20 protein-coding genes, 1 pseudogene and 1 riboswitch are annotated in these 22366 nt (G+C 71.4%); of the genes and pseudogenes, 9 read left to right on the top strand and 12 right to left on the bottom strand.

The features are described from left to right. Positions 1–187 precede the first annotated feature (187 nt). On the bottom strand, positions 188–820 hold the full coding sequence (locus tag ACFP2T_RS34050) for a class I SAM-dependent methyltransferase (protein WP_377429253.1): 633 nt from the start codon (positions 818–820) through the stop codon (positions 188–190). Between the two features lie 100 nt (positions 821–920). On the opposite strand from ACFP2T_RS34050, the gene ACFP2T_RS34045 reads away from it, so the two are divergent. After that, positions 921–1517, top strand: a complete 597-nt coding sequence (locus tag ACFP2T_RS34045; RefSeq protein ID WP_377429111.1) for a helix-turn-helix domain-containing protein — start codon at positions 921–923, stop codon at positions 1515–1517. Positions 1518–1534: 17 nt separating this feature from the next. On the opposite strand, the gene ACFP2T_RS34040 is transcribed toward ACFP2T_RS34045, so the two are convergent. From ACFP2T_RS34040 to ACFP2T_RS34025, 4 genes and pseudogenes are all read right to left on the bottom strand, one after another. Further along, positions 1535–2260 carry a TIGR03089 family protein gene (locus ACFP2T_RS34040; RefSeq protein WP_377429109.1) on the bottom strand — a complete coding sequence of 242 codons (726 nt, stop codon included), beginning with the start codon at positions 2258–2260 and terminating at the stop codon, positions 1535–1537. A 120-nt stretch (positions 2261–2380) separates the two neighbouring features. Further along, positions 2381–3364 (bottom strand): annotated as a pseudogene (locus ACFP2T_RS34035) (tyrosine-type recombinase/integrase); the annotation flags it as partial. 461 nt (positions 3365–3825) lie between these two features. Next, positions 3826–4236 (bottom strand): VOC family protein, encoded by a 411-nt coding sequence (locus tag ACFP2T_RS34030; RefSeq protein ID WP_377429107.1) that lies wholly within the window; start codon positions 4234–4236, stop codon positions 3826–3828. A gap of 5 nt (positions 4237–4241) precedes the next feature. Continuing rightward, a complete protein-coding gene (locus tag ACFP2T_RS34025) occupies positions 4242–4691 on the bottom strand; it encodes a helix-turn-helix transcriptional regulator (RefSeq protein WP_377429105.1) in 450 nt (149 codons plus the stop codon). A 163-nt stretch (positions 4692–4854) separates the two neighbouring features. Here ACFP2T_RS34025 and ACFP2T_RS34020 point away from each other — a divergent pair, with 163 nt between their 5' ends. Then, positions 4855–5241 (top strand): VOC family protein, encoded by a 387-nt coding sequence (locus ACFP2T_RS34020; RefSeq protein ID WP_377429103.1) that lies wholly within the window; start codon positions 4855–4857, stop codon positions 5239–5241. Between the two features lie 27 nt (positions 5242–5268). Next, positions 5269–5832 carry a PadR family transcriptional regulator gene (locus tag ACFP2T_RS34015; protein ID WP_377429101.1) on the top strand — a complete coding sequence of 188 codons (564 nt, stop codon included), beginning with the start codon at positions 5269–5271 and terminating at the stop codon, positions 5830–5832. Between the two features lie 49 nt (positions 5833–5881). Here ACFP2T_RS34015 and ACFP2T_RS34010 read toward each other — a convergent pair whose 3' ends face one another. Next, a complete protein-coding gene (locus ACFP2T_RS34010) occupies positions 5882–6607 on the bottom strand; it encodes an SDR family oxidoreductase (protein WP_377429251.1) in 726 nt (241 codons plus the stop codon). Positions 6608–6871: 264 nt separating this feature from the next. Between ACFP2T_RS34010 and ACFP2T_RS34005 the strand changes: the two genes are divergently transcribed. From ACFP2T_RS34005 to ACFP2T_RS33990, 4 genes are all read left to right on the top strand, one after another. Further along, positions 6872–7588, top strand: a complete 717-nt coding sequence (locus tag ACFP2T_RS34005; protein ID WP_377429099.1) for a hypothetical protein — start codon at positions 6872–6874, stop codon at positions 7586–7588. Between the two features lie 96 nt (positions 7589–7684). Beyond that, positions 7685–7775: riboswitch (ZMP/ZTP riboswitch) on the top strand. A gap of 18 nt (positions 7776–7793) precedes the next feature. After that, complete coding sequence (locus ACFP2T_RS34000) at positions 7794–9248, top strand: glycine hydroxymethyltransferase (RefSeq protein WP_377429249.1); 1455 nt, start codon at positions 7794–7796, stop codon at positions 9246–9248. A 228-nt stretch (positions 9249–9476) separates the two neighbouring features. Further along, entirely contained in the window at positions 9477–10001 is a 525-nt protein-coding gene (locus tag ACFP2T_RS33995) for a SigE family RNA polymerase sigma factor (RefSeq protein ID WP_377429097.1), read from the top strand. Beyond that, the gene (locus ACFP2T_RS33990; RefSeq protein ID WP_377429095.1) at positions 9998–11305 is read left to right on the top strand and encodes a hypothetical protein; all 1308 of its coding nucleotides are present in this window, start codon (positions 9998–10000) and stop codon (positions 11303–11305) included. The genes ACFP2T_RS33995 and ACFP2T_RS33990 overlap by 4 nt, the downstream gene beginning before the upstream one ends. A gap of 140 nt (positions 11306–11445) precedes the next feature. Here the strand turns inward: ACFP2T_RS33990 and ACFP2T_RS33985 are convergent, their stop codons facing one another. The 3 genes from ACFP2T_RS33985 to ACFP2T_RS33975 all read right to left on the bottom strand — a co-directional run bounded on the left by ACFP2T_RS33985 (position 11446) and on the right by ACFP2T_RS33975 (position 15054). Next, positions 11446–12315, bottom strand: a complete 870-nt coding sequence (locus ACFP2T_RS33985; protein ID WP_377429093.1) for a siderophore-interacting protein — start codon at positions 12313–12315, stop codon at positions 11446–11448. A 181-nt stretch (positions 12316–12496) separates the two neighbouring features. Continuing rightward, positions 12497–13492: a cytochrome d ubiquinol oxidase subunit II gene (gene cydB, locus ACFP2T_RS33980; RefSeq protein ID WP_377429091.1), complete on the bottom strand. Its 996-nt coding sequence runs from the start codon at positions 13490–13492 to the stop codon at positions 12497–12499. 74 nt (positions 13493–13566) lie between these two features. After that, complete coding sequence (locus ACFP2T_RS33975) at positions 13567–15054, bottom strand: cytochrome ubiquinol oxidase subunit I (protein WP_377429089.1); 1488 nt, start codon at positions 15052–15054, stop codon at positions 13567–13569. A gap of 168 nt (positions 15055–15222) precedes the next feature. Here ACFP2T_RS33975 and ACFP2T_RS33970 point away from each other — a divergent pair, with 168 nt between their 5' ends. Then, positions 15223–16023: a lysophospholipid acyltransferase family protein gene (locus ACFP2T_RS33970; protein ID WP_377429087.1), complete on the top strand. Its 801-nt coding sequence runs from the start codon at positions 15223–15225 to the stop codon at positions 16021–16023. Between the two features lie 71 nt (positions 16024–16094). Here ACFP2T_RS33970 and ACFP2T_RS33965 read toward each other — a convergent pair whose 3' ends face one another. After that, positions 16095–18494, bottom strand: coding sequence for a poly(A) polymerase (locus ACFP2T_RS33965; RefSeq protein WP_377429086.1), 2400 nt, complete (start codon positions 18492–18494; stop codon positions 16095–16097). A gap of 7 nt (positions 18495–18501) precedes the next feature. Further along, complete coding sequence (locus ACFP2T_RS33960; RefSeq protein ID WP_377429084.1) at positions 18502–20571, bottom strand: RNA ligase family protein; 2070 nt, start codon at positions 20569–20571, stop codon at positions 18502–18504. Positions 20572–20869: 298 nt separating this feature from the next. On the opposite strand from ACFP2T_RS33960, the gene ACFP2T_RS33955 reads away from it, so the two are divergent. After that, entirely contained in the window at positions 20870–21772 is a 903-nt protein-coding gene (locus ACFP2T_RS33955) for an endonuclease/exonuclease/phosphatase family protein (RefSeq protein WP_377429247.1), read from the top strand. 53 nt (positions 21773–21825) lie between these two features. Here the strand turns inward: ACFP2T_RS33955 and ACFP2T_RS33950 are convergent, their stop codons facing one another. Next, on the bottom strand, positions 21826–22353 hold the full coding sequence (locus tag ACFP2T_RS33950; protein WP_377429082.1) for a LuxR family transcriptional regulator: 528 nt from the start codon (positions 22351–22353) through the stop codon (positions 21826–21828). Between the last annotated feature and the right edge of the window lie 13 nt (positions 22354–22366).

Below are 22366 nucleotides of genomic sequence, written 5' to 3'. Positions count from 1 at the left end.
TCAGCTTGAAGGTGAGCGGAAGAAGGCGTCAGGCCTAGAGAGCGGGCGGGGTCACGCGGTTTGTCCTCTGTCCTCACGATGACGGGGCCGCAGGCAACCTACGGGAACGCGGCAGGAAGGCTCAACCGGTTATCGGCGGCGGTGATCTCCGTCGCCGCAGAGTCCCGGCGCGGACGAAGTGAGATGGTCAGGGGCGTCGTGTGGCGCGCACGACGACGTCGTGCAGCGGAATCGCCTGGCCCCCGGGCCCGGTGACCGTACGAAGGTGCTCTTCGGCGGTGCCGATCTCCCACCTGGTGCTGTCCAGGCCCGCAGTGATGTCCGCGAGGGTGACCGATGCCTCGGCGGGAGGATGGTGCCCGTGCCCGGTGGCTCCCGACGTGTGCAGGTGCCCGACGAGCAGCAGGGTGCCGCCGGGCGCCACCCATCCGGAAATGCGGTCGTAGAAGGCCAGCTGCGGCATCGCGGGGTGCGCATAGTGCGTCGTGACCAGATCGAACCGCATGCGCGGATCCCAGACGGTCAGGTCCGCCTCGACCCACCGCACGCGCTCGGACACCTCACTGTCCATCGCGCGCTCGGCGGCGCGGGCGAGGGCCTCGGGGGCGATGTCGGCTGCGGTGACCTGCCAGCCGCGGGAGGCGAGCCAGATCGCCTCGGCACCCGCGCCGCACCCGGCATCCAGCGCCGTGCCCGGAACCAGACCGCTGGTCTCGCGGCCGAGATACGGGTTTGGCACACCCCCGTCTGTGGTTCCAGGTCTGTCGCGGTGCGCCTGCTGCCAGTGCCGCTCCCAGTAGTCCTGGTCGAATTCGTGCATCACGCGACCTGCTCCTTCACCGTTTTTCGCGAGTCACCGCCGATCGTGACCGCAACGAAGCAGATCCGCAAAGATTCTTGCCGAATGGCAAAATTGGGGCATGGACGAGGAACTGGACCGCACGCTCGACGCGGTCGGGCCGAGGCTGAAGCACCTTCGGCTCCGCCGCGACATCACGCTCACCGCCCTCGCGGAGGAAACCGGCATCTCCGCCAGTACGCTGTCCAGGCTCGAAGCGGGCCTGCGTCGCCCCACGCTCGAGCAACTCCTCCCGCTCGCTCGCGCCTACGGCGTCACTCTCGACGAACTCGTCGACGCGCCACCAACCGGCGATCCCCGCATCAACCTGCGCCCCATCGCCATCAGCGACGGATCGACCATCCTGCCCCTGACCCGCAGGCCCGGAGGCATCCAGGCATACAAGTTCGTCCTCCCGACCGGGGCCGACGACCGCGAACCCGACCTACGCACCCACGAGGGCTACGACTGGGTCTACGTCCTCAACGGCACGCTGCGCCTGGTCCTCGGCGAGCACAATCTCATCCTCGAACCCGGGGAAGCCGCGGAGTTCGACACCCGCACCCCGCACTGGTTCGGGGCCACCAGCTCCGGTCCCGTCGAATTCCTCAGCCTCATCGGCAAACAGGGCGAACGTGCGCACGTCCGCGCGGCACCGAAACCAGGTCAGTCCAAGTAAGGGCCGACCGGCAGGTGTCACAGCGTCCGCGTGACCCGCTCCGCGGTGATCCGTTCGTCGAGCCTCGATCGGTCCAGGTTGGCGCACAGCACGAGCGAGGCACCGGCAAACAAGGGCGCGAGGAGCCAGATCAGCGGTTCCTCGCTGGCCGCCGTGTCGACCAGCACCCGGTCACCGGGGCCGATGCCCTGGGCCCACGCGACCTCGGCCGCGATCGCGCCGTACTGGGCGTAGGTGCTGCCGTCGACCGTCGCCGGGCTGTACACGTCGATCGGCGCGTCCGGAGGCGCTGCGCCCAGGTACGAGCGCACCGCGCGCGTGTAGTCCTGGTAGCCCTCTGGCACCTGCGCCGCCGGCGTGCCACCGGGCTCAAGACCGAGGACGAACTGAGACCGCCCCGACGGCACGTCGTCCAGCCAGTTGTCGACCCGCCGTCGTTCGACGAACGTCACGTCAAGCGGATCGCCGGCAGGAGTCAGTCCTGCGGTCGACCAGCCACGGAATGACACCTCCACCCCGGCGGCCCAGGCGCCCAGCAGTACGGCCGCCGTCTGCCAGTGCGGCGGAAGCAGGACGCCGGCCTGCCGTCCCGGACCGAGCCCACACCCGTCGGTCAGCAATGCTGCCGTCGCTGCCGTCCAAGCGCCCAACTCACCCGCCGTCAGCGCGATCCGTTCGCCCGTGGCATCGTCGTAGTAGGTGATCAACGTGTCCACGGCGGGATGCGCGAGGCTCTGTGTCATAACGGGCAACTCTAGCGATGACGCCTACCGGCGTCGCTACTGCGAGGCGGACACCTCGGGAAGCAGCCGGGCTGGCGGAACTCCGGCATCAGCTCGTTCCATCGCCGCCGCATCGGAGCCGACCAGCCGGCCCAACGACCGGTTCGTTCGGTTCGCCCGGACCGCCGCCCGCTGGGCGTCGGCGGTCACCTCGATGTAGTTCTGGCTCGTGCTCAAGCTCGCGTGCCCGAGCAACCGCATGATCTCCGAGGCGTTCGCACCGTCCTCCGCCAGCCGGGTCGCGAAGGTGTGCCGCAACGCGTGCAACCGCGCACCCCGGGGGACCCGGTCGGTGATGCCGGCCCGCCGATAGCAGGACTCCACCAGATACTGCAACCCACCCCGACGGAGCGGAGCGCCGTACCGGTCGACCAGCAACGCCGAATCCCGGCGTACGGTCCGGGCGCCGAACCGCCGCCGTCGGCTCTCCAGATAGCCGACCACCACCCGGTCCAACTCCGGCTCGACCGGAATCACCCGGGTCCGGCCACCCTTGCCCGCGACCTCGACCCGCCGCTCGCCCGGACGACCGCCCAGCGAATCGACCCGGAGGGCCAGCAACTCGGCGAGCCGAAGCCCGGCGCACAGCGCCAGGGCCAGTACCGCCAGGTCCCGCTCGGGCCAGGGATGCCGCTGTCGCGGGTCCTCCCGGGCCACCGCCGCCAGCAGTTGTTCCGGGGTCTGCTCACCGCGCAGCGGCTTCGGCGGGGGAGGCGGCACCACCGGCTTGTCCACCGCCGACATCGGGTTGCCGGGCACGATGCCGTCGGCGACCAGAAACGCGAAGAAGCTGTTCCAGGTCGACCAGGCTCGGGAGATCGACGCCGCCGCCCGGGGAGCAGCAAACCGGGCAAATGCCGCACGGAGCGATCGGGCCGTCAGAGCGTTGATCTCCAGCTCGGCGAGGGGGAGGGGAGTGGTCGGATCCTCGGCGATCAGTCCACCGAGGGCCAGCAGGTCCCGCCGGTACGCCGCCAGGGTGTGCGGGGAGGGCTTGCGGGTCGCCCGCGACGTCAGGAACTCGTCAATGAGGGATAGGAGCAGAAAGTTCCTTTCGTCCTGCATAAGCAACATTATGCATGATTTGGGGATTTAACGCGAGCGGTGGTCACGAACGGGCGCGAGCCCACCCAGCGGTCCGGCAGCCCGACCGACCTGCGGCGCACCGGCTCGGCACCGGTGCCGAGCCGGGGTAGGGAACGAGCACGACATGGTGTCCCATCCCGGCGGCAGGCGACGGCCGAACGGCCGGGACCTCGCATGCGCCAGTCTTGCTCTGTGTCTCTTCGTGGCACCACGCGTGTGCGGGCCGGGTCTCCGACGGCTCACCGCCGGCCGAGCCTGGCCTGGGTCGGCGGCCAACCGATCAACGGTCGGGGTTCGCGCCTCGGGGAGCACCGCCACCGAGGGCCCCTCACCGCCGCGTTGGGGGGCTCGCTCCGGTTTGATTTACATAATGTACATTATCGACTTGACGCATGGGACGAGTTCACCCAGGTGGGAGAACTCGTCGACAGCCTGACGGCTCAGCGTCGCTCCTGGATGCGGATCAGGTTGCCCGCGGGATCGCGGAAGGCGCAGTCGCGAACGCCGTACGGCTGGTCGGTCGGTTCCTGCACGACCTCGGCATTACTCGCCTGCACCCGCTCGAAGGCGCCGTCGAGGTCGGCCGTGGCCAGGAGGATGCCGGCATAGGTGCCCTTGGCCATCATCTCGACGATGGTGCGGCGCTCGTCGTCGGTGATGCCGGGATCGACTCCCGGCGGATGCAGGACGATGGACGTGCCGGGCTGGTCGGCGGGGCCGACCGTGATCCAGCGCATGCCTTCGTATCCGACGTCGCCGCGGACCTCGAAGCCGAGGGTGTCGCGGTAGAAGGCCAGGGCCGCTTCCGGGTCGTTGTGCGGGAGGAAGCTCGAGTAGATGGTGATGTTCATGGTGGTCAGGCTAGTTTCGGCTCGGTGACCCGCACTTCTCGATTCCTGATGGGTCTGGTCACCTGTTTCGCCAGGCACGCCGGCATCCCCGCCGTCGCGCGGGCCGTCTGGGTCCGGAAGGTGCTGGGCGGCACGCCGACCAGTTCGGTGAAGCGGGTGCTGAACGTGCCCAGCGACGAGCAGCCGACCGCGAAGCAGACCTCGGTGACGCTGAGGTCGCCACGACGCAGCAGCGCCATCGCGCGCTCGATGCGCCGGGTCATGAGATAGGAGTACGGCGATTCGCCGTAGGCGCGCCGGAACTCGCGGCTGAGGTGTCCCCCCGACATGTGCACGCCTCGGGCGAGCGCCTCGACGTCCAGCGGCTGGGCGTACTCCCGGTCGATCCGGTCGCGGACGCGGCGTAGCCGCGCGAGGTCGCGCAGCTGGTGCGCGGTGGCGGGACTGCTGGTCACCTGCGAAATCGTGCCATGCCGTGGCGGGGTTGCCTAGCGTCGACGTGGTGTTCCACGGGTTCTCCGGTCCTGCCGAGCCTCGGTGCCACTAGCCAAATTTGGCTAGCTGGATGGTACGCTGCGGGCGCAGGTAGCCAAATTTAGCTAGTGAGGAGACCGATCCATGTCGACGGTGACGCCGTACGTGATGGTGGACAGCGCGAATGCCTTCGGTGAGTTCATCAAGAGCGCCTTCGGCGCCGAGTTGTCCAACGTCGTCCCGCTGCCCACGGATCCCGAACGGGTGATACACGCCGAGGCGCGGATCGGCACCAGTGTGCTGTTCTTCGCCGACTCGGGACCCGACGGCGGCCGATGCCTGCGCTCACCCACCGAGCCGGTGCACATCCAACTGTGGACCACCGTGCCCGACGCCGAAGCGGCGTACCAGCGGGCGGTTGCCGCCGGCGCCAGGTCGGCCATGGAGGTCACGCCCCAGGACGACGGCAGTCGGATGGGTGGCTTCGTCGACCCGTTCGGCACACTGTGGTGGGTCAGCACCCCCGGCTGACGATCGGTTCGACAGACAGGGACGCACATGTCGGCGGTTCGACTTCTCGTGCTCGGCGCGGTGCGCCGGCGTGGCCGGGCACACGGCTACCAGGTGCGCGCCGACCTGGAGTCCTGGGGCGCGCACGAGTGGTCGAGCGCCACCTCGGGTTCCGTCTACCACGCGCTCAAGGCGATGACCGGACAGGGTCTGCTGCTGGTACACGAGACCACGCCGAGCGCGGCGGGCGGGCCGCCGCGGATGGAGTACGAGGTGACCGAGGCGGGCGAGCAGGCGTACTTCGCTATGTTGCGCGACGCGCTGTCCAGCCGTGATCCGCGGCTGGACCTGCTCGCCGCCGCGGTGGGTCTGATCGATGACCTCCCCCGGTCCCAGGCCGTCGACCTGCTCCGGCGGCGGGCCCAGGCGATGGACGAGTGGCGGGCGAGCATCGCCACGCATCTGCCGCCGGACACCGCTCTGGAGACCTGGGGGCCGGTCGGCGAGGTCATCGGGTTGTGGCTGCACACCGCCGAGAGCCGGGCGGAGTGGACCCATCGGCTGATCGGGCGGCTGGAGGACGGTGCGTACCGGATGGCCGACGAGAACTGAGACGGTCGTCCGGCGGGTGGTGCTCGGCCGGCGGTAGGCGACGTGGTCCCTACAAGCCGCCGGCCACCTTGAGCACGGTTCCGCTGGTGTACGAGGCGGCGTCGCCGAGTAGCCAGACGATCGCGGCGGCGACCTCGTCGGCCCGTCCGGGACGGCCGAGCGGGATGCGGCCGGCGGCCTGCTGGGCCCGGTCGGGTACGCCGGAGACGGCGTGGATCTCGGTGTCGATGATGCCGGGTGAGACTCCGTTGACCCGGATCCGGGGCGCCAGTTCCTTGGCGAGGCCGATGGTCAGGGTGTCGGTGGCGGCCTTGACGGCGGCGTAGTGCACGTATTCGCCGGGGCTGCCGAGGGTGGCCGCGACCGAGGAGACGTTGACGATGGCGCCGCCGTCGCCGAGCCGTCGGGCGGCCTGCTGGGCGCAGAGGACGTAGCCGACGAGGTTGACGTCGACGACCCGGCGCAGGTCGGTCAGGGTCAGGTCGACGAAGGGCCCGATCGGGCTGGTGACACCGGCGTTGTTCACCAGGCCGGTCAGCTCGCCCAGGTTCCCGGCCGCGTCGAACAGGTGGCCGACCTGGTCGGGGTCGGTGGTGTCGGCGCGTACCGCGATGCCCTGTCGTCCGGCGGCGTGGACGTCCCGGAGTACCGCCTCGGCGGCCTGGGCGTCGCGGCGGTAGCAGAATGCCACGTCGTGTCCGGCGGCGGCGAGTTGCCGGACTGTCGCGGCGCCGATTCCACGGCCGCCGCCGGTCACCACCGTTACCGGGGCCACTGTCATCTCCTCGTTCCTTCCCCGGGTTCTTGCCAGGGGTTTTGCGGTCCCACCAGGAGGCGATCCTGCCAGGTCGGGCGCTGGGCGGGTGGTCGGCTGCCTGTGGGGGCGCTCACAGCGGCCGACGTGGTGCGCCTCGGGGCGCGGGGCTCGTCGTCGGTTCCGAGGTTTCTGTTGATCTCGATCCGGTGTGTCCGTCTCGACGTTGTCGGGCCGGCCTGGTAGTAAGTCAGGAATCAAACAGGTGTACGGAAGAGGGATCTGATGGCTGCCGCGCGTACTGCCGACCAGGGGTTGTCCACCGAGGAGTTGCAGCACATCAGGGACGCGTTGGCGGGCGGCCGTAAGCCGAAGGTGGTGTTCACCGAGGCGGCGGGGCAGATTGCCGGCCAGCTCGGCCAGGTGGTCGAGCTGACCGATCCGGCGGTGTCCGAGGAGTGGGTGGTGGTCCGGTTCGGCCGGGACGAGTTGCCCTTCTCCCCCACCGATCTGGCTGTCGCGCCCCGTGGCGCGACGACGCGGCGGGTCGCGGCCAGGTCGGAGCCGGTGCCGGAGTCGGCGCCGGAGCCAGAATTCAAGATCGTCAGGGAGCCCGTTCCGGCCCCCCGCGAGGAGGCAGTAGTGACCGAAGTGGACACTCCCCCGGCTCCGTCGGTGGACGCCGAGGCCAAGCCGGCGCGTCGGCCGGCGAAGGCGGCGAAGCCGAAGGGACCGGCGGGGCTGACCGTCACCCTGACGTATGCCGAGGGTGAGTGGACGTTGGCGGCGACCCAGGGGACGAAGTCGCTGGCGAAGCCGTACGTGATCAAGCCGGCCGAGGCGTTGAAGATGGTGGGCCTGATCGATGTTCCGGGCGTGCACGAGGCGGTGGAGCAGATCATGTCGGTGGAGCGCCGGGAGGCCGAGCAGCAGGCCGAGAAGTTGCGGGCCGAGCTGGCCGAGATAGAGGCGCGGTTGGCCGAGCTGCGCGACGCGGGCTGACCCCGTTCCGGCGCGGGCCGCGTGCCGTCGGGTGCTGTCGGGCCCTGCGGTGCGCGGCGTGGCGGGTCGCGGGGTACGGGCCGGGTTGGTAGGCTCGCCCCGGACCGTGACTGGCGCGCTGGGATGGGGTCAACCATCGGGAAGCGGTCCCGTCGAGTGACGTGTGCCGAGCGCCTGGGCCGAATTCTCTTCCCGCCCAGGAGGTCTGGTGGCCAGTCAATTGTCCGAGCTCAGCACCGAGTCTGTCGCGTTCCGTTCGGCTCTGGACGTGGTGCGCTCGGTGGAGCCGCGGGTGGCCGACGCGATCGGCGCGGAACTCGCCGACCAGCGTGAGTCGCTGAAGTTGATCGCCTCGGAGAACTACGCCTCGCCGGCGGTGCTGCTGGCGATGGGTAACTGGTTCAGCGACAAGTACGCGGAGGGAACGGTCGGTCGGCGGTTCTACGCCGGTTGTCGCAACGTCGACACGGTGGAGTCGATCGCCGCCGAGCACGCGCGGGAGTTGTTCGGCGCGGCGCACGCGTACGTGCAGCCGCACTCGGGGATCGACGCGAACCTGGTCGCGTTCTGGGCCGTGCTGGCGGACCGGGTCGAGGTTCCGGCGTTGGCTCGGGCCGGGGTCCGGCAGGTCAACGATCTGACCGAGCAGGACTGGGCGGTGTTGCGGCGGGAACTCGGCGACCAGCGGATGCTGGGCATGTCGTTGGACGCGGGTGGGCATCTCACGCACGGCTTCCGGCCGAACATCTCCGGCAAGATGTTCGATCAGCGCAGCTACGGTACGGATCCGGTGACCGGCCTGCTCGACTACGACGAGGTGCGGCGGATCGCCCGGGAGTTCCGGCCGCTGATCCTGATGGCCGGCTACTCGGCGTACCCGAGGCGGGTGAACTTCCGGCTGATGCGGGAGATCGCCGACGAGGTGGGTGCGACGTTCATGGTTGACATGGCGCACTTCGCCGGCCTGGTGGCGGGGAAGGTGTTCACCGGTGACTTCGATCCGGTGCCGCACGCGCACATCGTGACCACGACCACGCACAAGTCGCTGCGTGGGCCGCGCGGCGGGATGGTGTTGTGTGGGCCGGAGTTGGCCGCGCAGGTGGATCGGGGCTGCCCGATGGTGCTCGGTGGACCGTTGCCGCATGTGATGGCGGCGAAGGCGGTCGCGTTGGCGGAGGCGCGGCGGCCGGACTTCCAGGCGTACGCGGGTCGGGTGGTGGAGAACGCGGCGGCGCTGGCGGAGGGGTTGTCGCGGCGGGGCGCGAGTCTGGTCACCGGTGGTACGGACAACCATCTCCTGCTCGTGGACGTGTCGGGGTACGGCCTGACGGGGCGGCAGGCGGAGGCGGCGCTGCTGGATGCGGGCATCGTGACGAACCGCAACTCGGTGCCCCGGGACCCGAACGGTGCCTGGTACACGTCGGGGGTCCGGCTCGGTACTCCGGCGCTGACCAGCCGGGGGCTCGGTGTCGCCGAAATGGACGAGGTGGCCGGGCTGGTCCACACGGTGCTGGCCGGTACCCGGCCGGAGGCCGGACCGGACGGTGTCGCGTCGAAGGCACGGTACCGGCTCGACCGGGCGGTGGCGGACCGGGTGGCGGGTCGGGCGGCAGATCTGCTCGCGAACCACCCGCTGTACCCGACGATCGATCTGGGCTGACGCCGGTCGGTCCTGGCGGTACGGCGAGCCGCGGCGGCGGCACGACAAGCGGGCTCGGTAGCACCATCGACCGGGCCCGCTCGTCGTCGTGGTGCCGGGGCTCACCGTCCTCCATGGCCCCGGAACAGTCCGACGCCCCCGGAACAGTTCGGCGGCCCGGGATCAGTCCGGCGGTAACCCGCATCGCCTCCGGCGGTGTCTTAGTGGGCGACGAGACCGGGAGGCGGGATGCGAGACTCGCGTGGCGCGGAGTTCGACGACTTCGTCCGGACGAGGTCGGTGACGCTGTTGCGGGTCGCCTACCTGCTGACGGGAGACCGACACGAGGCGGAAGACCTGCTCCAGGAGGTGTTGGAGCAGGTCTACGTGCACTGGCGTCGGGTCCGGACCGTGCCGGAGGCGTACGCCCGGCGTGCCCTGATCAACCGGGCGGCGAGCCGTTGGCGTCGACGGGCCCGGCGCCCGGAGCGGGCGCTGGGTGACCTCGACCCGTCCGCGCCGGACGGCACCGAGAACGTGCTGCTCCGGGAGTTGGTCGTCGCGGCGCTGCGGGCGCTGCCGCACCGGCAGCGGGCGGCGGTGGTGCTCCGCTTCCTGGAGGACCTGTCGGTTGCCGACGTCGCCGCCGCGCTCGACTGTTCCGAGGGTGCGGTGAAGAGCCATACGGCGCGGGGGTTGGCGCGGTTGCGTGCCGCACTGGCCGGGTCAGGTCTCGTTCTGCCCGTCTCCAACGATTCCGGGAGTTCACGATGACGATGAGTGACGGCGATGTGCGGGTCGTCCTGCAGCGCGCGACGGATCATCTGACCGGCCCGCCGGGCCTGCTCGACGAGGTACGCCAGGGTGGGCGGCGACGGGTCGTACGCCGCCGCAGCGTTCTCGCCGCCGGCCTGGCGGTGGCCGCGGCGGCGTCGGTGGGCGGGGTGTTGCGGCACTCCGGCGGCCGGGACCGGCTCGAGTTCGCCTCGCCGCTGTTCGACCAGCCGACCCGGGGCGACCTGGCCGGTAACGAGCTGCATCGGAGGCGGGTGCTGGAGGTGTGGCGGCGGCGCCTGGCCCGGGTCGACGGTGGGGTGGCCGGTGACCCGCACCTGGTGTGGGCCGGCACCACTCCGGCCGGCGCGGCCGCGTACGTCATCCAGCGCAGCGCCGAGAACCCGGTGGTGACGGAGCCGGCCGGTGACCGCCTGGTCGCGTTCGCGGCGTTCGTCAAGGCGCGCGAGGACCGGCTTGAGGTGATGACGGTGGAGGGGGTCACCGATGCCGGGATGGACGGCAATTCGCAGGCGGCGCTGCTCGGCGACGGTGACGACGTGCTGCTGGTGTTGGACGACGGACGGCCGGTGGAGTTCTCGCCGGAGCTGTGGTTCGCCGCCGACGGGAAGGTCCGGCGGACGTTCCGGCCGGTGGTGTTCCAGGACGGGGCCGCGCTGCTGGAGTTGCCGCCGCAGCGTGGGAAGGTCACGTTCGCGCTGTCCCGTACTCCGGTCAGCCAGCGCAATTCGCTGCACGTCAGCGGCACCTCGGAGATCCTGTTTCCGGATGGCCGGGATCGGCCGGAGCCGACCCGGCTCGTCCACACCCTGTCCGGGGCGGGCGTGGTGTGGGGGGACGATCCCGAGGCGGAGGTTCGGCGGTACGTCGACGAGTCGGGTGCGCTCGCCGAGTACCAGGACGCGGTCGGTTTGCACCGGGCGGGCAGCGGGCCGGTGCTGACGGTGTACGGCGTCAGCCCGGACGGCCGGCGTCTGCTGCTGGAGACGATCCAGTACGACGACTATCCGGCGCGGGCGGTGGTGCTGCTCGGGCCGGTCGGGTCGCCGCTGCGGGTGGTGGCCAGCCGGGTGGTCGACTGGAATGCGACGGTGCCGGTGTGGCTGCCGCTGCCGGACGGGCTCGGAACGCTGGTCGCCGCCGAGGGCGCGGCGTTCGGTTACCGCCTTCAGGGCGGGCCGTGGCAGGACGCCGGCCGGGATGCCGCGCTGCTGCCGGCCGGCGCGGTCGAGTTCCGGCTGACGTCTCGGAACGGGCTGGTCAGCACGGTTCCGCTCCGCTGACCGGCCCGTTGCGTTGACCGGCCCGTTCCGTTGGCGTCCGTCCCGTTGGCCGTCGGACGGTGTGCGATGTGCCGGGTTGTGGCTGCCGACATACCGGTCGGGGGTGTGTCGGCAGCGTGGGCACCCCGGACGGTGCGGCGTCAGCTGGGGCTGGTCTGGGCCGATGCGTCGGCGAGGCGTTCCCGCGCCTCGGTGAGGTCCTCTTCGGTCGGGGCGTCGTCCTGGGTCAGGGTGAGCCGCCAGTAGCCGGTGAAGTCGATCGACTGTCTGGGGAGCTGGCGGTCGTGCAGCAGGTGCCGGCGGAGGGTGCGTACGGTGCCGGATTCGCCGGCGAGCCAGACGAAGACGGAGCCGGGTGGGAAGTCCGCGCCGCGTACGGCGTCGATCAGCAGGGTGCTGTGTCCGGCCGGGATGTCGCCGCGGTGCAGCCAGCGCAGGGTGACGTCGCCCCGGGTGTCGAACCGCTGCTCCTCGGCCGGGTCGCGAACCTCGACGAAGGCGAGCACGCGGGCACCCTCCGGCAGTGCCTCGATGATGGTGCCGATCGCCGGAAGTGCCGCCTCGTCGCCGGCCAGCAGCATCCAGTCGGTGCTGCCGATCGGGATGGGGCGGGCGAACACCGGTGAGGGGCCGAACATCGCGAGGGTGTCGCCGGGGCTTGCGTGCAGCGCCCATCGGGTGGCCGGTCCGGCGTCGTCGTGCATGGCGAAGTCGATGTCGATCAGGGTGCCCTGTGGATGGTGGGCCCGGATGGTGTAGCTGCGGGTCCATGGTCGTTCGGGTTCGGGGATCGCGGTGAACGACTCGTACCAGCGGTAGAGGTCGGGTCCGGGTTCGGGCATCCGGGGCCGGGACTGGCCAGGTCGGGGAAAATAGAGTTTGACCTGTTGGTCGGGTCCGTCGAGGTGGAGATCGGCCAGGTCGTCGCCGGTGAAGGTGACCCGGGCCATGTGCGGCGTGATCCGCTGTACGTCGGCGACCCGGATGTACCGGATCGGTAGCTGCGCCATCGAGCCCTCCGAAGGGTGTGGGAGCGGGATAGGTGGTCATGCCCTCTGTGGGCCAACAGATTCAATTGTTTCATTGAATCGCCCGTTGAGACTTTGCATGATCGACTACCCGTGCGGTGTGTTCGGCGCCGTAGAAAGCTTCAAGCCGGGCGCCAACCGCCGGAGGACCGGGGCGCCGCCGTCAGCCCGGGATGTTGGCGACCCCGATCCGCTTCCGGAACACCCAGTAGGTCCAACCCTGGTAGGCGAGCACGAGCGGGGCGAAGACGACCGCCACCCAGGTCATGACCTTGAGGGAGTAGGCACCGGAGGCCGCGTTGGCCACGGTCAGCGTGCCGGCCGGATCGGTGGTGGAGGGCAGCACGTTCGGGAACAGGGCGGCGAACAGGGTCGCCACGGTCAGTCCGATCGCTGCGGCGGTGCCGACGAAGGCCCAGCCCTCCCGGCGTACCCGGGTGGCGGCCAGGGCGCCGACCAGCGCGACGGCGGCACCGGCGGCGAGCCCGACGGCGGCCGGAGTGTGCCGGATCGTCAGGGTGATCGCCAGGAAGGTGCCGGCGAGCAGTGCGGTAGCCAGTGCGCTACGGGCGGCGAGCCGGCCGGCGCGGTCCCGGACCTCGCCGGTGGTCTTCAGGGCGAGGAAGACGGCGCCGTGGGTGACGAAGAGCGCGGCGGTGGTCGCGCCACCGAGCAGGGCGTACGGGCTGAGCAGGTCGAGCAGGCCGCCCGCGTAGTCGTGGTCGGCGGCGAGCGGCACCCCGCGCAGAAGGTTGGCGACGACGATCCCCCACAGCACGGCGGGGAGCAGGGAGCCGAGGAAGATCGCAGCGTCCCAGCGGGCCTTCCAGGCGGCATCGGCGCGCTTGTGCCGGTACTCGAAGGCGACCCCGCGGAAGATCAGCGCGAGGAGGATCAGCAGGAGTGGCAGGTAGAAGCCGGAGAGGAGGGTGGCGTACCAGCCGGGAAAGGCGGCGAAGAGGCCACCGACGGCGGTGATCAGCCAGACCTCGTTGCCGTCCCAGACCGGGCCGATGGTGTTGATCAGAACGCGTCGTTCCCGATCGTCGCGGCCGAGTACGGGCAGCAGGATCCCGACGCCGAAGTCGAAGCCCTCCAGGATGAAGTAGCCGGTGAAGAGCGCGGCGATGAGCAGGAACCAGACGGTGGGCAGGTCCACGGTGGACTCTCCGGTCGGGTCGGTCGGTGGCGGGTGGTCGGTCGGGTCGGCGATCAGTTCGCGGACGTCGGTGGTCAGTAGGCGAACGCGAGCGGTCTGTTCTCGTCGTCGGTGCCCGGGTCGGGTTCCGGAGCCGGCTCGACGTCGGGCAGACCCGCCTTGGCGTAGCGCAGCAGCAGCCGGACCTCGACGACGGCCAGCGTGGCGTAGACGAGGGTGAAGGCGGTGAACGAGGTGAGTACCTCGGGCAGGGAGACGCTGCGGGACACACCGTCGCGGGTGAGCATCTCGCCGAAGACGACCCAGGGCTGCCGGCCCATCTCGGTGAAGATCCAGCCGAAGCAGTTGGCGGCCAGCGGCAGGACGGGCATGACCAGGCCGGCCCGGAACAGCCAGCGTGAGGTCGGGGTACGGCCTCGGCGTTGGGCCCAGAGCACCCAGAGCGCGACCGCGGCGGCGGCCAGCCCGAAGCCGATCATGAACCGGAAGCTCCAGTAGGTGACCGGGATGATCGGCGTGTAGCCGCCGGGGCCGTACTGGCTGACGTACTGGGCCTGGAGGTCGTTGATCCCGCGGACCTGGCCGTTCGGGTCGCCGGTACCGAGGATGGAGAGCAGGTAGGGGACCTTGATCGCGAACAGTTCGCGGCTGCCGTCGAGGCTGCCGACGGTGAGCACGGAGAACGAGGCGGGCGCCTCGGTGGTGTAGAGCGCTTCGGCGGCGGCCATTTTCATCGGCTGCACCTCCGTCATGATCTTGCCCTGCTGGTCGCCGCTGATCACGACGGCGACCGCGGCGGCGAGGGTGACCCACGCACCGAACCGCGCGGCGAACCGGAACGCCGCCCGGTCCTCCCCCGCCCTCGTGCTCTCCGGGCTCGTGCTCTCCGGGCTCGTGGTGTCCGGGCTCGTCTTCTTCTCGGCCGGGTCCTCGGCGGGGCGCCGGAGGTGCCAGAGCGCGATCGACACCATCAGTGCACCGGCGACCAGGAAACAGCCGGCGAGGGTGTGCGGGAAGGTGACCAGGGTGACCTTGTTGGTGAGTACCGCGACGATGTCGGTGAGTTCGGCCCGGCCGGTGTCGGGGTCGATCCGGTAGCCGACCGGGTTCTGCATCCACGAGTTCGCGGCCAGGATGAAGTACGCGCTCAGGGTCGAGCCGAGTGCGGCGGCCCAGATGGTGGCCAGGTGTACGCGCCGGGGCAACCGGTCCCAGCCGAAGATCCACAGCCCGAGGAAGGTGGATTCGAGGAAGAACGCGAGAAGGGCCTCGATCGCCAGCGGAGCGCCGAAGACGTCCCCGACGAACCGGGAGTAGTCGCTCCAGTTCATCCCGAACTGGAACTCCTGCACGATGCCGGTGACCACGCCCATCGCGAAGTTGATCAGAAACAGCTTGCCGTAGAACTTGGTCAACCGCAGGTAGCGCGGATCTCCGGTGCGGTGCCAGCGGGTCTGCAGGACGGCGACGAGCACCGAGAGCCCGATGGTCAGTGGCACGAAGAGGAAGTGGTAGACGGTGGTGACACCGAACTGCCATCGGGCGACGTCGAGCGCGTCCACGCGAACCCCCAGGTGTTTACTACGCGACGTAGTAAATACTACCTGCCGTCGTAGACGACGGCGCTGGGAGGTCGATCACGTTACGAGGCGTCGTTCCACTCTGACGGTGTCCGGAGTACGACGCCCCGCCGCACCGGACCACCCGCGACGTGCGACGATCAACCGCTGATGGACACCACCACCACCGCCACCGAGCCGTGGCGCGCCCCTCGCTTCTGGCTGTTCCTCCAGGTGGTCGCTCGGGGCGTCGTCGGACTGGTCGCCCGGCTCCGGGTCACCGGTGACGTGCCGGACGAACTGCGCCACGGGCCGCTGATCCTCGCGGCCAACCACATCAACCCGTTCGACCCGGTCGTGCTGACCGCCGCGTGCCGGGTACGCCGGATCGCGCCCCGGATCATGGCGACCGGCGGGGTGTTCCGGGCCCCGATCGTCGGCGCCGCCATGCGACACAGCGGGCACATCCGGGTCGACCGGCGTACCCCGACCGTCGGCCAGGCCCTCGAGCACGCGGCGGCGGCGGTCGCCCGGGGCTCCGTCGTCCTGGTGTACCCGGAGGGCCGGATGGGGCTCGACCCCGGCATGTGGCCCGAGCGGGGAAAGACCGGAACCGCCCGGCTCGCCTTCGCCAGCGGCGCCACGGTCGTACCGGTGGCGCAGTGGGGGGCGCACGAGATACTGCCGTACACCGCGCCCCGTGGACTGCTGCCGGCACTCGGCCGGGCACTGGTCCGACGCCCGGTGATCCGGGTGCACTTCGGCCCGCCGGTCGACCTCGGCGAAATCGATCCGCTCGGGCCGGGAGCCGCTGCGCGGGCCACCGAGGCGATTATCGAGGCGCTCACCGCCACGCTGGTGCCGCTGCGCCCCGACGAGCCGGACCTTCCCCGGTACGTCGACCCGACCCGACCCACCGAAACCCGACGCCAGCACCGACGGAGCCGCCCGAACGGCGCCGACGGCAACTGAACCCACCCGGACAACAGCGGCTCTGGAAGCACGGCGGCTCTGGGAGTATGGGGCTCTCGGAGCACGACGGCTCAGGGTGCGACCGGTGATCGGTCGCCGGGCACCCATTCGACACTGGCGCCCGGTAGCCCGGCCAGCCAGGCGTCGGCGACTTCGGCGATGCGGTGCGGATCCGGTGGCGCCTGACCGAGCCCGATCGCGTACCGGGTCACCCCGGATCCGTTCTCGTACGGCCGGGGCCAGGCGTGCGCGTCCGGTGCTCCGGCCCGCTCCAGATCGGTGAGCAGAGCGCGTATCCGACCCCGGACCCGGCCCAGCGTCACCGTGGATGCCTCGCCCCGGACCGCCCGTACGGTCAGCACCGCCCATGCCGCATGCCGCTGCCGCAGCGGTGGAGGCGCCAGCAGGTCCGGCCGGGAACCGGGCCTCGACCCGGCCGCCTCGACGCGTTCCCACCCGCTGTGGAACTCCCGGATCAGCAGGTCCCGTCCGCCGGTACCGACCTGCGCCGTGCAGGACCGGACCGGCGCGGTCGGCGTCAGGATCCGGATGGACGACGGAGTGTCGGTGTCCGGAGGGCCCGGCCGCAGCGTGACCGGTCGACGCCAGTCCCAGGTGGCCCATTCGGCGAAGAAGTGCCGGAGCAGGTCGGCCCGGGGCAGATCACCGGCGTCGCACACCGTTCGCGCCGCCAGCACCGTCCAGGCAAGGCCGGGCAACCCGCCGAACGGCGCGGAGTCCAGACCACGCGCCCACGCCCACGCCTTCACCTGCCGGACCAGCCCGAGAAAGGCGGAACGACGTGAGTCCACCGCGGCGAGCACCGCGTCCGCGTCGCTGACCGCACTCAGGGCGATCGCCGCGGCCTCTTCCAGTTCGGCCCGCCGGGCCACGGCGACACCCGCCGGGACGTCAGCGGTAGGCACGACGACCAGATCGACGTCGAGGTCCTCGACCAGTAACCGAAGCCCCGGCACGCGGGCACCGACCACCTGGCGTACTCCGGTCGCCGTCGGCAGCGCCACGCGCACCCGCGTCTCGACCGACGACAGGTCGACCTGTCCGGGCACCGCCAGAACCAGGTCCAGGTCGGCACCGGCCAGCGCAGAGCCGATACGTCGGGAGCCGACGACGTGTACCGCCACCTCCGGTAGCGCCGCCCTGAGCCGACGTACGACCCGGCGGGCGAGGACGATCCGGTGCCGCTCCCCTGCCGCCGGGAACCCGTTCCACCGCCCGGTCAGTCGTTCCGGCAGAAACGAGTTTGCGGGCTGGGTCGGACGCCGGACGAAGGACCGATCGGCATCGGTCGGATCCGGATGCTGGAGGATGCGCCCGTCTCCGCCGGTCGGGTCCTCTCCGACGGTGACCTCCACGACAACGCCGTAGTGGTCCGAGATGAACAGCCCGTCCGGAGTGGCCGGGGCGTCGCCCAGGATCGCCGTGCCCCCGGCCCGCAGTCTGGCACCCCGCAACAGCACCCGGTCCAGTCGGGCCGGGCTGCCGGAGAGCGTGGAGACGGCGGCCAGTGGATTGACCCGTGGATCGAACGTCGCCATGACGTCGTCGGGACCGCGCGCCTCGGACCAGGCGTCACGCAGGCCGGGGAGGACGGCCGGGCCGATCCCGCCGTCGTTGAAGTCGCCGAGCAGGATCACGTCACCGGCGATCCCGCCCAGCACCTTGGCGAGCCGGGCCAGTTCGGTCTCGCGCCGGGCGGCGCCGCGCTCGGCGTGGTCGCTGGTGAGATGCGTACCCGCCACCACGACCGGTCCGGCGGCGGTCTGCACCGTGATGGCCGCGACGGCCTTGTGCGGGCCGAGGACGTGCCGCCCCGCCTCCCGGACCGGCAGACGGCTGAGCAGCAGCAGGCCGGTGTCGTCGACGTCCCGGCCCGCCGGGTCGGTGCCGAGGGCGTAGGCGGAGCGGACCCAACCGGCCCGCAGCAGGAGGTCGAGCAGTCCCGCCTCGACCTCCTGCAGGGCGATGACGTCCGCGTCGGCCCGCTCCAGTGCCCGCAGCAGCAGCGGCCTTCGTCGGGCCGTGTCGATCCGATCGCCGTCGTAGCGGTCCCACAGGACGTTCCAGGTCAGTACGCGCAGCCGTACCGCCGCCGCCGGACCGGTCGTGGTGGCTGCCGGGATGACGGCGTCGTGCCAGCCGACGAGCGGATCCCACCGGAACGGCGTACCGGCGGTGAAGAACGGTGCGCGGAGACGGCGCGGATCCCGGACCCGGCCGGCCGACGACGAGTCGATCCGGTCCAGCCCTGTCGACCGGTCCCAGACCACCTCACCGTCCGCCTCGATGAACAGGACCCGGTGCCATGGGACGTCGCCGCCGGGTACGAACGCGGGCAGCGGCACGCGGGCGGGGCCGGGCCCCCGGACGGTCACCCCGAGCACGAAGCGGGCCGGATCGAACCGGGGATCCCAGCGGATCCGGTGGTAGATCTCCTCGCTGGTCCGCATCCTGCGGTCATCCCCTCACCGGAGGCGGCGGCGGCGCGCCGGACGGTGAACCGCTGGCAACCGACCACGTTCCGGCCTCGCGCGGCCGAACGTCGGCGAGGACGTCGCCAGCGTCGTCGACGGCCCAGTCCTGCGGGTCGACGGCCCAGGCTTCCAGGTCGTCGGACAGGGTCCCGGCGACGTCGGCGACGGTTCCCTCCGCTCCGATGTACCAGGTGCGGTGCGCCTCCCCCGGATACGGCGGCCAGAATCGACGGAGTTGGGCGGCGAGCACCTCCGACGGCACCGGATGGGCCCGGCCGGCGTTGCGCCGGACGAGGACGTCCTCCGGAACCAGCAGCACGGCGTGCGTGGTCAACGCGTCCCGTCGGCGGGCCACGGCGTGCACCAGGGAACGCTGCTGCCGGTTCAGGCCCGTGGCGTCCCAGACGGTCGTCCCGCCGTCGGCGAGTCGCCGGTCGAGCCGGTGCAGGCCCTCCCGGAGGACGGCCGCGTTCGCGCGCTGGTCGGCGCGCGAACCCCGGGCCTGTCGCAGGTCGTCCAGGGACACGACGCCGTCGACGCCGGGAAGGCTACGGGCGACGGTGCTCTTTCCGCTGCCGGACGGCCCCACGAGCATGACGAGGCGGGGGAAGTCCCCGGACCGCCACCGCCAACTCGCCGCAGGTGCCTCGCCGGGTGTGCGGATCCGGCCCTGCGCGTACGCCTCCCGGGTCTCGGCCCAGCACCGGTCCGCCACGTCCGGAGCGTGGTCACGCAGTGCCGACCGCAGTTCCGCCCGCAGCGGCTCCAGCGGCGCCACCCCGAGCAGGTCGGCCTCGTCGGCATGCAGCTCCGACCAGGCGACCTCCTCGCGCGCCCGCACCGCGGTCCCGTCGGTACGGCCGGCGAGTACCGCGACGGCGACCGCGTGCAGGACCGCGAGATCGGCCGCGACGGCCAGCCGGACCAGACCGGCCCGACGCTCCTCGTCGGGAAACCGCCGCTGCAGGCCGGGGTACAGGCCGACGAGATCGGCCACCCGCCGCGCCAGCGGCATCCCGACCGGCGACACCAGCCGGGATGCCAGCCACGTCCGGGGGCTGCCGTGGAACAGTGCGGCCAGCACACCGGCGAGCCGGAGATCGCCGGCCCGGCCCAGCAGCGCGAGTCGCGCGCTGACGTCGGCCACCGCCGCCTCGGCACGGTCGACGGCCACCGCCCCGGTGCCGGTGGTGCCGTCGACCGCGACGCCGTTCACTGTGCCGCCGTCGACCGTGGTGCCGTTCACTGTGCCGCCGTCGACCGTGAAGCCGTCGATGGCGGCCCCGCCGATCCTGACGGTGTCGTCGTCGACAATGGTCGGCTCGATGGCGCCGGGACGGCTGGCCGTCCGCAGGTCGGTGCCCGTCATCCCGGTAGCGGCCAGCAGCCGCGGTACGTCCACGGTGCCACCGGACCGGACCTCCCAGAGCGGGGCGAGCGGTCCGAGGCCGTTCTCCACCACCGGGGCGAGCATCCAGTGTTCGTCCGTGCGCACGTGGTGTCGCCGTACCCACTTGGCGACGCGCCGGCCGAACTCGTGCTGGGGAAACCCGGCGACGGTCCGCACCACGTACCCCTCCTGGCGGGCCGGGTCCAGCCGCAGCGTACGCAGGATCCGTTCGTCGAAGGTGCCCCGCCACAGCACGGGCGGAACCGGAAGGCCCAATCCCCGGGTGAACCGCACCGTCCGGTCCCAGTCCAGGCAACGGTCGCCGGCCCAGACCGAGAAGGCGTAGAACCAGCTTTCCAGATTGTGATACCCGATCGAGTGCCGGGCATAGACGTTCTCCCCGCAGATCCGCCACCCCGACGGCACCCCGGCGGCGATCCTGCCGTGCAGGGCCTTGATCCAGGCGCGGGACGGGTGGTGCGCCGAGTCGAGGGAGCGGGCGTGCAGTCCGTCCCGGTACAGCGTGGTGTTCTCCCCGTCGAGTTTCTCGGTGACCACGACCTCCCGGCCCAGCAGCCCCGCCAGGCCGCTGACCCGCAGGTCGTCCGGGGCAACCCCCGCCGACCATGGCAGGTGGGGGGTGCGGGGGTAGGGCACTCGCATGATCCGCTTCCGTGACGACGTGGCGATCGGGAACGGTACGCAACTCCGGCAGCCCCGAACCACCCAATTAGGTCAGCGGTCCCGTATGGCACCCTCGGTTCCCGGAATCCGGACCGTGGATTCCGACGCGTGAAGGGGGCCGACAGTGAGCGATCCGACGGCGACCCGGGCCGACCGGGATACGGCGGTACGGAGCCCGACGTCGACCTCCCGTTGGCTGGCCCGGGTTCCCGGCTGGGGCGGCCGCGCCGGCTGGGGTGCCGATCCGCGCGGGCGGTCGGGCTGGCAGCGGGGCCGGATCGTCGCCTCGCTGGCCGGGCTCGTCGCCTGCCTGCTGGCCTTCCACGACGTCGTACCCAACAGGGTCGGCCGGCTCGGCAGCCTGCTGGAGACGTTTCTTCCCTGGCTCGGCCTGGCGATACCGGTACTGCTCGGCGCGACGGTGCTCCGTCGCTCGTTCGTCGCCCTCCTCGCCCTGTTGCTGCCCGTGGTCGCCTGGCTCGGCGTCTTCGGTGGCCTGCTGCGGCCGGGGGACGGCACGCCGTACGACCTCACCGCGGTCGCGCACAACGTCAGCGACGAGAACCGGGACCCGGCGGGCACCGCGAGGGCCCTGATGGAGGTCGAGCCCGACCTCATCGCCCTGGCGGAGTTGACCCCGCCCGCACTGCCGGGCTACGCGGAGACACTGGCGTCGACGTACCCCCACCACGCGGTGCGGGGCACGGTCGGACTCTGGTCGAAGTTCCCTCTTGCGGACGTACGCCCGCTGGAGATCAGACCGGCCGGGCTCGGCGCGGACTGGAACCGTGGTCTGAGGGCGACGGCCCGGACGTCGCGGGGCGACGTCGCGGTGTACGTGGCTCACCTGCCCTCGCTGCGGCTCGGGTTGCCGGACGGCTTCGGATCTGCCCGGCGGGACGAGAGCGCCGCCCTGCTCGGTGCGGCCGTCGCCGCCGAGCAACTGGACGAGGTGATCCTGCTCGGCGACCTCAACGGCACGGTCGACGACCGTGGGCTGGACCCGGTCACCTCGCAACTGGGTACGGCGGGACCGGGTTTCGCGTTCAGTTGGCCCGCGACGTTGCCGGTCGCCCGGATCGACCAGATCCTGGCCCGATCGGCGACCGTCACCAGGGTCTGGTCGCTGCCCGCGACCGGCAGTGACCATCTGCCGATCGCGGCCCGCATCCGGTTCTGAGGTGTTAAGAAGGGGCCCTTCCTCTACAGAAAGCGATAAGAAGGGGCCCTTCCTTACGAGCGACGCTGGCGCACGTACGCGAGCACCGCCTCTCGGGTGGTACGCACCCCGAGTGCCTCCCGGGCCTGGGCGATCCGCCGGTTCGCGGTCCGCAACGACAGGAACTCGGCCGCTGCCGCCGCGGCGATCGTCTCGCCGTCGGCCAGCCGTTCCAGCAGCGCCCGTTGCTCCGGGATGAGCCGGCTCAGCGCCGACTCGTCGTCCGTCTCCGGCTCGTCGTCCGGGTCCTGGTACACCGGTCCCAGCCGGCTGAGGTCGTCGACCAGGGCTCGGCCGATCTCGCCGGTCGGGTCCACGATGGCCACCACACCCGCGCCCCGGGCGGCGGCCAGCACCGCCAGCCGGACCGTTTCGGTGTCCGGCACCCGCCCGAACAGCACGAGCTTCGCCGTGGCCAGGTCCCAGCTGGGCTCGGCCACCGCGAAGCCCTCCCGGGTCAGCCAACCGTCCCGGGCCAACCGGCGCAGCACGCTGGTCGCGTCCGTCGCAGAGGGCACGACGTAACGCGGTGGATCATTCATCGCCGCATCCTCC

Source organism: Plantactinospora solaniradicis (assembly GCF_042658085.1).
GTDB lineage: Bacteria > Actinomycetota > Actinomycetes > Mycobacteriales > Micromonosporaceae > Plantactinospora > Plantactinospora solaniradicis.
Note: the sequence above shows the minus strand (reverse complement) of the source record. Positions and strands in the feature narration are given on the sequence as shown.